The organism is Dialister succinatiphilus, assembly GCF_928721695.1.
Taxonomy (GTDB): Bacteria; Bacillota; Negativicutes; order Veillonellales; family Dialisteraceae; genus Dialister; species Dialister succinatiphilus.
This window is the reverse complement of sequence record NZ_OV788641.1, coordinates 1909852-1922208: the sequence shown is the minus strand read 5'-3', so window position 1 is coordinate 1922208 and position 12357 is coordinate 1909852. Positions and strand designations below refer to the sequence as shown.

General features: G+C 50.3%; 10 protein-coding genes, 1 tRNA gene and 1 other RNA gene. 1 reads left to right on the top strand and 11 read right to left on the bottom strand.

All coding sequences use genetic code 11. From position 1 onward, the window contains the following. Window positions 1–3: 3 nt before the first annotated feature. The 4 genes from cobU to NW747_RS08040 all read right to left on the bottom strand — a co-directional run bounded on the left by cobU (window position 4) and on the right by NW747_RS08040 (window position 2782). A complete protein-coding gene (gene cobU, locus NW747_RS08055; protein WP_273186688.1) occupies window positions 4–594 on the bottom strand; it encodes a bifunctional adenosylcobinamide kinase/adenosylcobinamide-phosphate guanylyltransferase in 591 nt (196 codons plus the stop codon). Between the two features lie 341 nt (window positions 595–935). Continuing rightward, window positions 936–1745: an energy transducer TonB gene (locus tag NW747_RS08050; protein WP_273186686.1), complete on the bottom strand. Its 810-nt coding sequence runs from the start codon at window positions 1743–1745 to the stop codon at window positions 936–938. A 12-nt stretch (window positions 1746–1757) separates the two neighbouring features. Then, entirely contained in the window at window positions 1758–2177 is a 420-nt protein-coding gene (locus NW747_RS08045; RefSeq protein WP_273186685.1) for an ExbD/TolR family protein, read from the bottom strand. Then, window positions 2174–2782: a MotA/TolQ/ExbB proton channel family protein gene (locus tag NW747_RS08040; protein ID WP_273096884.1), complete on the bottom strand. Its 609-nt coding sequence runs from the start codon at window positions 2780–2782 to the stop codon at window positions 2174–2176. The genes NW747_RS08045 and NW747_RS08040 overlap by 4 nt, the downstream gene beginning before the upstream one ends. 257 nt (window positions 2783–3039) lie before the next feature. On the opposite strand from NW747_RS08040, the gene NW747_RS08035 reads away from it, so the two are divergent. After that, a complete protein-coding gene (locus NW747_RS08035; RefSeq protein WP_273186683.1) occupies window positions 3040–4209 on the top strand; it encodes a nucleotidyltransferase family protein in 1170 nt (389 codons plus the stop codon). Window positions 4210–4466: 257 nt separating this feature from the next. On the opposite strand, the gene putP is transcribed toward NW747_RS08035, so the two are convergent. The 7 genes from putP to rpoD form a co-directional block, all read right to left on the bottom strand. Beyond that, on the bottom strand, window positions 4467–5951 hold the full coding sequence (gene putP / locus NW747_RS08030; RefSeq protein WP_273186681.1) for a sodium/proline symporter PutP: 1485 nt from the start codon (window positions 5949–5951) through the stop codon (window positions 4467–4469). A 274-nt stretch (window positions 5952–6225) separates the two neighbouring features. Beyond that, an RNA gene (rnpB, locus tag NW747_RS08025) (RNase P RNA component class A) lies at window positions 6226–6571 on the bottom strand. Between the two features lie 715 nt (window positions 6572–7286). Continuing rightward, window positions 7287–8333 carry a Nif3-like dinuclear metal center hexameric protein gene (locus tag NW747_RS08020; protein ID WP_273186665.1) on the bottom strand — a complete coding sequence of 349 codons (1047 nt, stop codon included), beginning with the start codon at window positions 8331–8333 and terminating at the stop codon, window positions 7287–7289. Continuing rightward, window positions 8330–9016 carry a tRNA (adenine(22)-N(1))-methyltransferase gene (locus NW747_RS08015; RefSeq protein ID WP_273186662.1) on the bottom strand — a complete coding sequence of 229 codons (687 nt, stop codon included), beginning with the start codon at window positions 9014–9016 and terminating at the stop codon, window positions 8330–8332. Before NW747_RS08015 ends, NW747_RS08020 begins: the two co-directional genes overlap by 4 nt. Before the next feature lie 52 nt (window positions 9017–9068). Further along, window positions 9069–9145: transfer RNA gene (locus NW747_RS08010), tRNA-Ile, on the bottom strand. A gap of 136 nt (window positions 9146–9281) precedes the next feature. After that, the gene (locus NW747_RS08005; protein ID WP_273185646.1) at window positions 9282–10745 is read right to left on the bottom strand and encodes an ISLre2 family transposase; all 1464 of its coding nucleotides are present in this window, start codon (window positions 10743–10745) and stop codon (window positions 9282–9284) included. A 396-nt stretch (window positions 10746–11141) separates the two neighbouring features. After that, window positions 11142–12284 carry an RNA polymerase sigma factor RpoD gene (gene rpoD, locus NW747_RS08000; RefSeq protein ID WP_273186657.1) on the bottom strand — a complete coding sequence of 381 codons (1143 nt, stop codon included), beginning with the start codon at window positions 12282–12284 and terminating at the stop codon, window positions 11142–11144. Window positions 12285–12357 lie beyond the last annotated feature (73 nt).

Genomic DNA, 12357 nt, shown 5'->3' with positions numbered 1-12357 from the left:
TCATTATAGCTCCACTCCTCTTTCCTTGAGCTCCACAGTAATTCCTGCAACAGAAAGGTATACCTTGTCGGCCCGCCTGGCCACATACTGGTTGGCCAGACCCACAAGATCCCTGTATACCCGGCTCATGGCATTGGCAGGAACAATGCCCATTCCAAGCTCATCGGACACAAATATGATTTCCTTATCAGAAACAGAAGAAATCCGCTCAAACATGAGGGTCAGGTCTTTCTCCAGCGCCTCCTGCAGCGTGGTCAGATCCGAAACCCCCAGCGTCTCCACGGTAATCCCCTTCATGTGGTCCATGAGCATATTATTCACATACATGGTAATACAGTCAAAAAGGATGGCATCCGCTTCCTCAAGGATATGACCCATTTCCTCCCCTGCCCCATGCATGACCTCGAAAGTCTGCCAGTCAGCGGGACGCCTCTCCCTGTGAAGAATCACACGGTACCGCATCTCATCATCCAGAATCTGGCTGGTGGCGATGTATCCCTTCCTTTTCCCTGTGGAATGATACATCAGCTTCTCTGCGAACTCGCTCTTCCCGCTTCTGGCTCCGCCAAGAACAAGAAAAATTTTGTTATTCATGTCCTTTCATCACCTTCTTTTATCAGATTTCTGACAATACTACCCTTAAATAATAACATAAGTACTCTTGAGGTGCCATAAAAAAGTGGGAATGGGGCGTCATCATCAAGGGCGTCTGCCCCGAAGCCAAGGGCTCCGGTGCAGAATATGGCAGAGCCCTTACAGGCGATCCTCCGGCGAGAGGTAATGCAAAGGGGCTCATCCATCATGAATGGCGCCTGATGCCTCCCCTGAACCCTGGATTCCCTTTGTTCCCTATGAACCCCCATGACCCTAAGGCCTGTCCCCAAAAGCATCCACGAAAAAAGAGATTTCATCCCTCTGAAATCTCTTTTTCCTATCTATCCATTCAAATTGAAGGTAATCGGCACTCTGGAATTGGCTGTCACAGGAGTACCATTCTGTTTGGCCGGCACGAAACGCCAGTTGTACACAGCAGCTACCGCAGCACTGTCCAGGGCGCTGTTTCCCGATGAACTTTCCACCCAGGCGCTGGAAACAGATCCGTCAGTGGAAACCGTCATGCCCACCACCGTAGTGCCGGATATACCGGCCCTTCTGGCTGATTCGGGGTAGGCTGGCGCCGGAGCGCTCAAAAGCTGGATACCTATCGTTTCTCCGCCGCCGCTGCCGCTGTCTCCATTTCCACTGCCATAACCGTCGCCGGTGCCATCACCGGTACCGCCGCCGCTGCCGCTTCCGCTTCCGGAACCGGTGCCGCTTCCTGAGCCGGTGCCATCGCCGGTGCCCTGACCGCCGCCGGTTCCGCCGCCGCTGCCTCCTTCAGAAGAGGAAGAAGCACTTTCGCCGGCCGGGGTGCTGCTTGGGGAAGTGGTGCTTTGGGCCTGTGCCACCTCATGGACATCATTGGCTGCCTCTTCATCGGCTTCTGTCGGTACAGCCGGAGGAGGCGCGGTGGGAGTGGCTTTGGCTTCGTGGATTTTGGGAAGTTCTTCCGTTTCCTGGCCACCACCGCCACCGCCCCCGCCACCTCCCCCCACATCGGACACCAGGTCTACTTCAATGGGTTCCCGGCTGGGCTGGGCCGGAGGAAAGAGGAAGAGAAGGCCTGCCACCGCGCCAAGGACAATGCCGTGGCAGAGGAAGGACAATCCAAAGGCAGAGGACCATCGGTACTTGAAAGTACGCATGGGACCACCTCTTTACTGATTCTGACCGGTCTTGGACTCTGTAGCAATTCCAACCTTGCTGATGCCTACAGATTTCAACTGGTCAAGCACAAATACAAAATCTCCATGTTCTGATTTGGAGTCTGCCCGGAGAACGACGGAAAGGTCCGGATTCCGTCCCTTTTCGATTTCCATGCGGCGGCGAAAATCGTCTTTGGAAATCTTTTCCTTTTCTACATAAATCGTACCATCAGAGGTAATACTGATGGGAAGGGTCTCTTCCACATTCACTTTGGCCGTGGCGGTCTGCGGCAGGTTCAGGTTGATAGACTTCTGCACCACCATGGAAAGCATGCTCATCATGAAGAAGACAAGGAGGAAGAAAATGATATCAATCATAGGGATGATCATAATCTTTGGCTTCTTCTCCACATTCATAGATTCCAGTTTCATTGCTCTTTCGCCTCTACGATAGCCAAATACAGGGTACCCAGTTTTTCCATATCAGAAACAAAATGGCTCACCTGCTGGGAAAGATAGGTATACGCAATGAGGGCAATGATAGCCACAAAAAGGCCGGTGGCCGTGCATACCAGGGCTTCTGCCACACCGCCGGTGACTGCAAAGGGCTGGCCGTTGGAAACGGAGAGAACATTAAAGGAACCGATCATGCCAATAACGGTACCGAGAAGCCCCATAAGAGGGGACAGGGTCACGATCACATCCAGGTAATTCAGGTAATTTTTCAAAAGCCCTGCTGCATGGGAAGCAGCCCCTTCAATCAGGGACGTCTGGTCTACTTTCAGGTTCATATGCTCCACTCCTGCAAGAACCACAGAAGCAGGAATACCGCCATCCTGCTGAAGAAGAGTTTTCAGCCCCTCATAATCCCGTTTTTCCAGATATTTCGGAATATCCCGGCTAAGCTCGTCCACATGGGAACGATTGGATCGATAATACCGGAACCGTTCAATAAAAATAGCCACTACCACCAAAGAACAAAGAATCAGCGGATACATCATAAATCCGCCGGCTCGGAACAAATGCAGAAAATCCATTCCATACCTCCTGATACATTAAAACCATTAGATAGCTTTCTTAAGTCTCTAACATTCATATCAAGATTATCATTTTAAGTGTGGTTAGTCAAATAATATTTCCTTAATTTTTAGTTCATAAACAGCTTATCATCGCTGAAAAAACTCCCTCCCCCTCCAAGCCATGGGCCTGATAAGGATTTTGGAAACAGAGAGTCAGATTTCCTTCTTCCGGATATGATAAAATATAACCATCAAAGACAGAAGGGAAAAATACAATGGCAGAAAAAGTGGTTGGAATCATTGCGGAGTGGAACCCTTTTCACCGGGGGCATGAGGATATGGTCCATTCGGTTCGAAAGGCTTATGGTGATCCTTTCATCATGGCCGTCATGAGCGGCCCCTTTGTGCAGCGGGGGGAACCGGCCCTCTTTGACAGCTGGACCCGGGCACGATGGGCGGTGGAAGGAGGCGTGGATGCCGTATTTTCACTTCCGGTGCTCTGCGTGCTGCAGAGTGCGGACCGGTTTGGTTCTTACGGCGTAAGGCTGCTTGCTTCCATGGGTGCCGAAATACTTGCTTTTGGTACGGAATCCCTTTCGGAAGAAGATCTTTGGGATGCCGCTTCCTTTTCCCTGACCCCTTCCCACAAAAAGGCCTTTCATGAAGCCCTGGGCGGGGGGCTTTCCTATGCCCGGGCTTCTTATGAAGCCATGAAGAGTCATTCTCCTTTCCTGGCAGAAGAATTATCCAAACCCAATAATCTTCTGGGCTTCCGCTATGCGGAAACCATTCTGCAGCATCATTTCCCCATGGATATCCACGTGGTTCACCGGAACATGGACTGCAATATTTCCGCCACCACTGCCAGAAAAGAGCTTCTCCGTGGGGAAAAAACGAATCTCCTTCCTCCAAAGGAGGCAGAAGAAGCGACAGAACTCATAAAGTCAGGCTGCCATACCGATTTTTTCCGCTATGAAGATGCCTGCCTCCTCTCTTCCCGTTTGGTATCAGAGAGTGATCTTTCTGAAACCGGCCTCTTTTCAGAGGGGCTGGAGCACAAATGGTTCAGGGAAACAGGAAATGAAGATTACGAAGCCATGCTTTCCCGGATTAAAAGCAAGCGGTATCTTTACAGCCGCTTGAAACGAATCGGCGCCCAGCTGCTTCTTTCCGGCCGGGGACCTTCGCCTTTTTCAGCTCCTCCCCTTCCCTCCTATGCCCACCTGCTGGCCCTTCGAAGAAGCGAAAGCCATTTTTTGAATCTGATTCCCATTCCAGTGATTACCAGTATGGCCAGGGCATTGAAAAAAGCGGATGCTAACACCCGCCTTTCATTAGAAATGGAGATTCGCGCCTCCGATATCCAAAGCTGGTGCCAGCATTCCCCGGCATACAGAAAAGGAAGGCAGGAATTTTACCATTCGCCAATCATTGTGAATTACTGAGATGGGGCTGGGGACTGGAGACTGGGGGCTCGGGACTCGAGAATCGGGACTGGAGACGGGGAACTCGGGAAACGGGAATCGGAAAGCCGTCAGCCGATAGCGGATGCGGGAACCAGCTGTCCCCTATCCGCTTACCGCCTTCCGAATTTGCTTATCGTTTTTTCAAAGCGGTAGAGACAAAAGGAAAAGACTGTGAAAGATTTCTATCCATTCTTTCACAGTCTTTTTCATTTCTATTTCTTATTTTGTCCAATTTCTTATTTTGACAGGGACATGGCCTTTTCAAAGGTTTTCAGAATGGTTTCTGAAGGCTTCTTGTCCATAAGGCTCACAATGACGATGGCAACAACGGAAAAGAAGAAGCCCGGTACCAGTTCATAGAGTCCGAACCATTCAAAATGCTTCCAGATGAGTACTGTTAAGCCGCCTACGATGACTCCTGCATAGGCTCCCTTCAGGGTCATGCGCTTCCAATAGAGGGAGAGAAGCACAGTGGCGCCGAAGCAGGCGCCGAAGCCGGCCCAGGCGTAGGAAACGATGGAGAAAATGTAGCTGTTGGGATCAGAGCCCAGATATACGGCAATGGCGGAAACCAGAAGCACGCTGAGCCGGGATACCCGGATCAAAGTTTTTTCTGAAGCATCCTTTTTCAAGAAAGCCTGGAATAGGTCCCTGGATACGGCGGAAGAGGTGACCAGAAGCTGGGAGGAGCTGGTACTCATAATAGCCGCCAGGATGGCAGACCAGATAATGCCTGTAATGAAAGGCGCCGACAGCGATTCGGCCATAAGGATGAATACCCGTTCTGCATTGGCATTTTCCAAAGGCGTAGACAGGTAAGCCTTGCCCACTACGCCGATGGCAATGGCAAAGGACAGAGACAGAAGCACCCAGGTCATGGCGATGCGGGTGGATTTCTTAAGTTCCTTCGGATCTCCGATGGCCATGAATTTGACAAGAATATGGGGCTGTCCGAAGTAGCCAAGGCCCCAGCCCAGAGAAGAAACAATCATAACCAGAAGGGCCGATATGCCGGTGGAATCAGGGAAGAAGGAAAAGAAATCAGAACCTTCCTTAGAAAGAATATCCAGCGTAGGCATGGGCCCACCAAGAGCAATGGTGGCAGCCACAGGCACGTAAAGGACAGTGAAGAACATCATGGTGCCCTGAATAAAATCCGTCAGGGCCACGGCGGAAAAACCGCCCAGGAAGGTATAGAAAACGACTACAAAAGCGCCCAGCAGGAGAGCATGAAGGTAGGGAATCCCGAAAATGGTATTGAACAGCTTTCCTGCCGCCACAAAGCCGGAAGAAGTATAGATGATAAAGAAAAGGATAATAAACAGGGCACATATGAGCCGAAGACCATTTTTCCTATCCTCAAACCGATTGGACAGATAGTCCGGAATGGTAAGGCTGTTATCAGCCACTTCCGTGTAATTTCTAAGCCTCTGGGATACAAGGACCCAGTTTGCCCAGGTACCCACAATAAGGCCGATGCCCGTCCAGAAAGCGGAAAGTCCATGGAGATAAGCATATCCCGGCAGCCCCATAAGCATCCAGCCGCTCATATCCGAAGCTTCGGCGCTCATGGAAGTGAGCCATGGTCCCAGCTGCCGGTCCCCCAGAATATAGGAAGACAGATTTTTCTGTCTCTGGGAATAATAAAGGCCGATACTCATCATCAGTACCAGGTACAGTATGAAAGCCAGCGCAATGGGCCAATTATTTTCTAAATCCATAAACTTTCCCCCTGCCAATATCCAATATTCCTATTTCCTTAATTTTATACAATTCTCTGCATTTTTTTAAATGAGCAGAGTAAAGGAAACAGTATTTCTCTCAATGATAACGGATTTTAAGAAGTATGTAAAGAGGACTTCAAGATTATATTTTGCATACGTCATACACAAAGGCATCATTATCCTCTCTTCCGCCGGTCTTTTTTAAATGAAGAAGTCCATAAAACCAACAAAAAAGGATTGGAAATCACCATTTCCAATCCTTCCCGTATGCATGGCGAGCATTCAATAAGCCGAGTTCTGTACCGTTTGCACGGTGATGATTATCTGTCTAGCCATCCAATTGCTTGGATGATCAAGCGACGCAACCCGGAAGGTCAGCGGGCAGCCTCAACCCTTCCCTATTCGGTCTTGCTTCAGATGGGGTTTACCAAGCCAGCCGGTCTCCCGACTGCTGGTGCGCTCTTACCGCACCTTTCCACCCTTACCACTTGCGTGGCGGTTTCCTTTTCTATGGCACTTTCCCTGGGGTCACCCCCGCCGGACGTTATCCGGCATCCTGCCCTGCGAAGCTCGGACTTTCCTCACGCCTTACGGCCCGCAATCATCTTTCCTACTCGCAAGGTACAGTATAGCATGGAGAAATGAGAAATGTCAATAAAAAAATAAGGGCCCTTCGGGGAGGGGTGGCGGCTTTTGCCGCAGTTTAAAAAGGGGTGCGGCTCCGCCGCGGGTTGTGTAGAAGGGTTGTGAAGGGAAAGGTTCTTAGGATTGATGGGCCCTTTCGGGCCCAAGGGTTCTTAAGTTTGACGGGGCCTTTGGCCCCGAGGGTTGCGGTGGCGGCTTCGCCGCAATTTTTAAAGTCAGCGTTACGGGATTGCCTTCCCGCCCTCATCGTCATTCTGAGCCGTAGGCGAAGAATCTCGGTACAAGGCACTTATGAGCTAATCGATAGTAAATACCAGTCGGCGGGAAGGGCGAAGTACCAGGCCCCTGCATGAATTCCAATGACGTCATCCTCGCCACGCACCGAGATTCTTCACTGCGTTCAGAATGACAGAGTCAAGGGGCCATCCCATGACCAGTGCTGCCTCGATTTCTTCCCGCCGGACACTCGTCATCCGGGGTCGGTCAGTCGACAATCGGAAGGCCCTTTTATGGGCAGGCTAAGGGCCAACTTCGGCCGACTTGCACATCCTATGCAGGATGTGCACATCAACCTTCGGAAATACTGGCAAGCACCGCACTGCGCAGGTCCCGGTCCCGACCGTCCAGGTCCCGATCCCGACCGCGCCGAAGGGCGCCTGAACCCTCAAGCCCGCCAGGCCATATCCCTCAAAGATGGGAAAAGATATCTTCGGCTCCCGTATCTTCCAGTACTTCCAGATTCCAGTGCCTTTTTTCCGCTTCTTTCCTGATTCTTTCAGCCAGTTTCGGTACAATCACTCTTTCTGTGTAAAAGTGGCCGCCGTCAGCGATAAGAAGACCCATAGCTGCCGCATCCTGGGCTTCGTGGTATTTCAGGTCTCCCGTAAGATAAAGGTCCGCCCCCCTGGCTTTGGCAAGGGAGGCAAATTCACTTCCTGCGCCACCGAGGACTGCCACCTTATGAACAATGATATCTGTATTTCCCGCATACCGAAGGTCCGGGATGCCAAGCTTTTCTTTAATGTACAGAAGAGCTTCCTTCCCTTTCATGGGACGGGGAAGCTTCCCCACACGGCCCATATACTCAAAGGAGGCGCCGTTTTTCAGTTCATATATGTCACAGTGTACATCTCCACAGATACGTCTTACATCTTCCATAACTTCCTGCAGGGCGGAAGAAGCGGCATTAAATTCCATTTTTCCCATGCGGCTGCTGTCATCGGCATCGCCTAAAAGGTAGAAATGGCCGGCCCTCCCTTTGTATTTCTTTTCCAGGAGGGTCTTAAATTCCCTGGCTTTCACAAATTCTGCATACGCCGCCACCTTCAGGAGAGGTTCTCTTTTTTCCGTAACCAGGCCTTGCCGCTCCGTCAGTTCCAGTGCATCAGCCAGAGCGTCATTTACCCCTTCTCTGGCAGTGTCCAGATTCGTGTGGGCTGCAAAGGAAAGAATGTGATGGCAGATGAGCTTTTCAATGACCCTTCCCTTATAGGTAGATAAATCGATTCTATGGAGAGATTTGAACAGGAAGGGATGATGGGAAATGATCATGGACACGCCTTCTCTGCAGGCCCTGTCTACATTCTGTTCTGTAAGATCCAGTGAAACCATCACTTTCTTCACCGGCCTATCCGGATTTCCCACCTGGAGCCCCGGATGGTCCCAGCTTTCCGCCAGTGCCGCCGGTGCCCATTCTTCCATCAGATCCATCAAATCCTGAGCCTTGATATTCATAAGAACGCCTCCAGTCTTTTCTTTTCTTCCACCGCTTTTTCTCTTCTCCTGCGGTTTCTCTCATTGTCCGTATCTTCTGCCACGCCCTGAATAAGGAAATCCCGTTTCCTTATTAGCCGGCGCAGGTGTTCATGAAAAAGGGGGTGCTGCCTGTAGTTTTCAGTAACGCCGATTTCCCCCTCTAGAAGGGAGATTTCCTTCATAGCGCCAGGCTTCACCAGCATCATTTCGTAAAGCCGCCGATCTTCCATAGCCATATCTTCCTGCAGGATCATGAAATGATGACCTGCCAGGTACTGCTTCAGCTCTGCCACATGGTTCTGGGGCTGCAGGACCAGCCAGGAAAGAGCCTGGGCTTTGGGAAAATCTGCTTCCAGTATATCTCTCATCATCAGGCCGCCCATGCCGGCCATAACGGCCCCATCCACTTCTCCCACCTCAAGGGGCGAAAGGCCGCCGCCCAGACGAAGTTCTATGTTTCCCCCTTTCTCCTGTCCCTTCAAATGGGCTCTGGCCCTTTCCAGAGGCCCTTTGTGAATATCTGAGGCTATGGCCCATTGAACCTTTCCCTTCTCCAGAAGGAAAAGGGGCAGATACGCATGGTCCGTCCCAATATCTGCCATGGATTGGCAGGAAGGTATGAGGTCCGCCACATGGCGGAGCCTTGCTGTCAACTGTATCATCATTCCTCCCGGAAATAAAAAAAGCTGAGCTTTCGCTCAGCGGGAGTATCATTGGTGGGCCCACCAGGGCTCGAACCTGGGACCAGACGGTTATGAGCCGTCGGCTCTGACCAACTGAGCTATGGGCCCGCAATCACCAACTTATGCTATTTTATCAGTTAACGCCCCAGGCGTCAAGTACGCCATCATTCCCGGGTAAGTGTCAAGTTTTCCTCGGTAATTCATTTGACTGTCGATAATTACTATCTCCGTGGCTTCGGTTTTATCAGTATTTCTGTATAGCTCTGGCCAGTCTCCCCATTGGTGAAGAAGAAGCTCCATAAACGCCTATACGCCCCTCCAGGCATCCTGGCCTATAGTTTCTCATTTTGCGCTTCTGCACCTCACTCCGGACATTCTGGGCGATTTTACGCTCTGCCTGCACCGCAGCCTTGTGCATGGCTCTATCCATCTTTTTGTAGCTTTTCCCATTAGCATGGTACAGGAGAGCTGCTGTAAGTGTTTTATTCTTCCGGGCGGTTAATACCCAAACCATACACTCCATTCCCTCGCTGGACCAGCTCCGTCCCTGCCGCTTCATGCGATAGCTGTAGAACCGGTGATTTGTTTCTGCAGTCCCCAGATGAATCTCTGTATGGATGCCGCGCTGACTTAGGCTGGGGATATAGGGGGCATTTCTCTCCAGATAGCTCTGCAGCTTGTCTACCTCCTCTAAATCCGCCTCTGTTCGGGCGCAGCTCCGGGCAGTATCCATCCATACGGGAATCTGTTTCATAATATCGTCGGTCTGGTGAAGTTCTCGGATAATACGGTCTATCAGTTTCCTGTTGCAGAAGCTGAGCCGGGTCCGGATCTTTTCATGCACATGATAGCAGTCGCGGAAGTGCTGGTGATCTAGGCAGCCTTCTACTATTCGCTCAAAGTCCTGAAACTGGTATCCGGACCCTCCATCCCCATTCGACAGCACTGTGGTCTTAGACAGGTCATAGTGCCCAAGCAGATAGCTTCTTACCATTGCAAAAAGTTCTTTTCTGCTGGTAGATGCAAAGCAGCGAAGTCCTACCAGTTCTGTCCTGTTGCCATTTTTCCTGACTCCCTCATATACCTGGAGGCGGTGCACTTCCGAAACGCCGCCTTTCTCCTTGTTCTTGAGTACAATTCCATCTCCTTCAATCGCTATAATTTCCGGCTGTGTCGGCTTTTCAACCTTTTCCTCTTCTGCCAATGTTTTTTCGTAAGCCTTTGCCTTCTTACCGGCATAATTCTTGAGTGAGATAACGGACTGATGGGAGATGGTAATCCCTGCCAGGCTTTGCAGGAGTTCGCTGGCACTTCGAGATGTGGTAATTGCGACAGCCTCGACAATCCGCTCAATCATTCCCAGGCTGTAGTGCTTTCTGGGTTCAAAGCCCATTTTGCGGTCCAGGGGATAGAAGCTCTTCCCATCTTTCTGCAGAAGTCTTCGGGTATAGGTCAGCTCTCCATAGCGACAGTAAATCGTCCGGGAGTCCCGGCGCGCTACACGCCACCTCTGTGCCTTGTAAATCTGATACAGCTCGGCATCAATACGCTCCAGAGCCATAGCTATAAGCTGACAGTTCATTTCTTCGAGCCAATGAGTTAGCTTCCTTTCAGACTCAATAGAATCATCAGATTCCTTGATGATAGAAATGACTGCTCCTATTGCATTTTCACTCCAAATTTCTCCAGTTTTTGTTATAATATCCATGAGGAAAGCCCTTTCTTTGTTTTATTCTTTGCCACGGAAATTATAACATTTCCACTCAAGGGGAGGCTTTCCTCTTTTATTGTTTCTGGAAAAATTCCCTTACCGAGTAAAATTTTACACTAAGCATTCCCGGTAAGTGTCCCATTGTCCCATTTTCCATACTTTTACTCCCTTTTCCGTCCCTTTGTCAGCCGACCTGTCAGCGAGCGGCAGGGAAACGCAGCATGAAGCGCGATGGATGAGAGGAACGTAAAAGATGTTTCAAAACAGAACAGGAATATTGACAGAAAGAAATGAAAAATCACAAATACAGAAATGAGGCTGGGATTACAATCATTTTCATAAAAAAGAAGCGGCACTTTCTGCCTTGAGAAAGTGCCGCTTACTTCATCTTTTCTACTGGTTAATGATAAGGTTCCGTGCGGACTTTTTAAGTTTCTGCAAAGCTTTCCCCTCAATCTGCCGGATTCTTTCCCTGGTCACGTCAAAGTAACGGCCCACTTCTTCCAAAGTCCTGGTCTTTCCATCTTTAAGGCCGAAGCGGAGTTCCAGCACCTGTCTCTCCCTTTCCGTCAGGCCCTGAAGAAGTTCTTCAATCTGCTCCCGAAGGAGAATGGAGCCGGCCGCATCATCGGGAGCAACAGCTTCGTGATCTTCAATGAAGTCCCCCAGATGGGAGTCTTCTTTTTCGCCAATAGGCGTTTCCAGGGAAATAGGATCCTGAGCGATTTTTTTGACTTCCCTGATTTTCCCTACAGAAACGCCCATGGCCCTGGCCAGTTCTTCATTGGTGGCTTCCCTGCCCTTTTCCTGGAGGAGCTGGCGGGAAATCCTGTTCAGCTTGTTAATGGTTTCCACCATGTGCACAGGAACGCGGATAGTCCTTGCCTGGTCCGCAATGGCTCTCGTAATGGCCTGGCGAATCCACCAGGTGGCATAGGTGGAGAATTTATAGCCCTTCGTGTAGTCAAACTTATCCACTGCCTTTAAAAGGCCCAGATTTCCTTCCTGGATGAGATCGAGGAACTGAAGCCCCCGGCCCAGATACTTTTTGGCAATAGAAACTACGAGACGAAGGTTCCGGTCTGCCAGTTCCTTTTTGGCCGCCCGGGCTGCTGCTTTATCTTCATCGGATGCATCAGGCAGAGAACCTTTTTCCACCTGCTTGGCCAGCACGATTTCTTCTTCGCTGTCGAGAAGCTTCAGCGCACCGATTTCCTTCAGATACATTTTGACAGGATCATCAATGGTGACGCTGTTATCCATGTCAGGAACCGGTTCCTTCTCCTCCTTTTCCACTTCTTTTTCCAGTTCCTCTTCCTCTTTCAGGAAGTCTATGTCCTCTTCAGAAACATCTTCATCGAAATTCACTTCATAATGATCATCATGAAGGGCTTCATAGAGGTTGGACAGGTCATCGCCGCTCAAATTTTTTTCTGTCACAAGGTCCATGATATCCTTATTGGAAATGACCCCGCTTCCCGCTTTTGCAGTGAGCTCACTGATCCACTGTTCCAATCTTTCATCCCTAGCTGCCATAGTATAATCCCCCCTTGAGAAAGGCTGGGAAAAGGCCGGTTTTCCAAAGCCCTTCATCACCCCTCATCCGATG

What these genes read in the sequence shown, in the direction of transcription:
- cobU (WP_273186688.1), bottom strand. Translation starts at nt 594, where the DNA reads ATGAATAACAAAATTTTTCTTGTTCTTGGCGGAGCCAGAAGCGGGAAG.
- NW747_RS08050 (WP_273186686.1), bottom strand. Translation starts at nt 1,745, where the DNA reads ATGCGTACTTTCAAGTACCGATGGTCCTCTGCCTTTGGATTGTCCTTC.
- NW747_RS08045 (WP_273186685.1), bottom strand. Translation starts at nt 2,177, where the DNA reads ATGAAACTGGAATCTATGAATGTGGAGAAGAAGCCAAAGATTATGATC.
- NW747_RS08040 (WP_273096884.1), bottom strand. Translation starts at nt 2,782, where the DNA reads ATGGATTTTCTGCATTTGTTCCGAGCCGGCGGATTTATGATGTATCCG.
- NW747_RS08035 (WP_273186683.1), top strand. Translation starts at nt 3,040, where the DNA reads ATGGCAGAAAAAGTGGTTGGAATCATTGCGGAGTGGAACCCTTTTCAC.
- putP (WP_273186681.1), bottom strand. Translation starts at nt 5,951, where the DNA reads ATGGATTTAGAAAATAATTGGCCCATTGCGCTGGCTTTCATACTGTAC.
- NW747_RS08020 (WP_273186665.1), bottom strand. Translation starts at nt 8,333, where the DNA reads ATGAATATCAAGGCTCAGGATTTGATGGATCTGATGGAAGAATGGGCA.
- NW747_RS08015 (WP_273186662.1), bottom strand. Translation starts at nt 9,016, where the DNA reads ATGATACAGTTGACAGCAAGGCTCCGCCATGTGGCGGACCTCATACCT.
- NW747_RS08005 (WP_273185646.1), bottom strand. Translation starts at nt 10,745, where the DNA reads ATGGATATTATAACAAAAACTGGAGAAATTTGGAGTGAAAATGCAATA.
- rpoD (WP_273186657.1), bottom strand. Translation starts at nt 12,284, where the DNA reads ATGGCAGCTAGGGATGAAAGATTGGAACAGTGGATCAGTGAGCTCACT.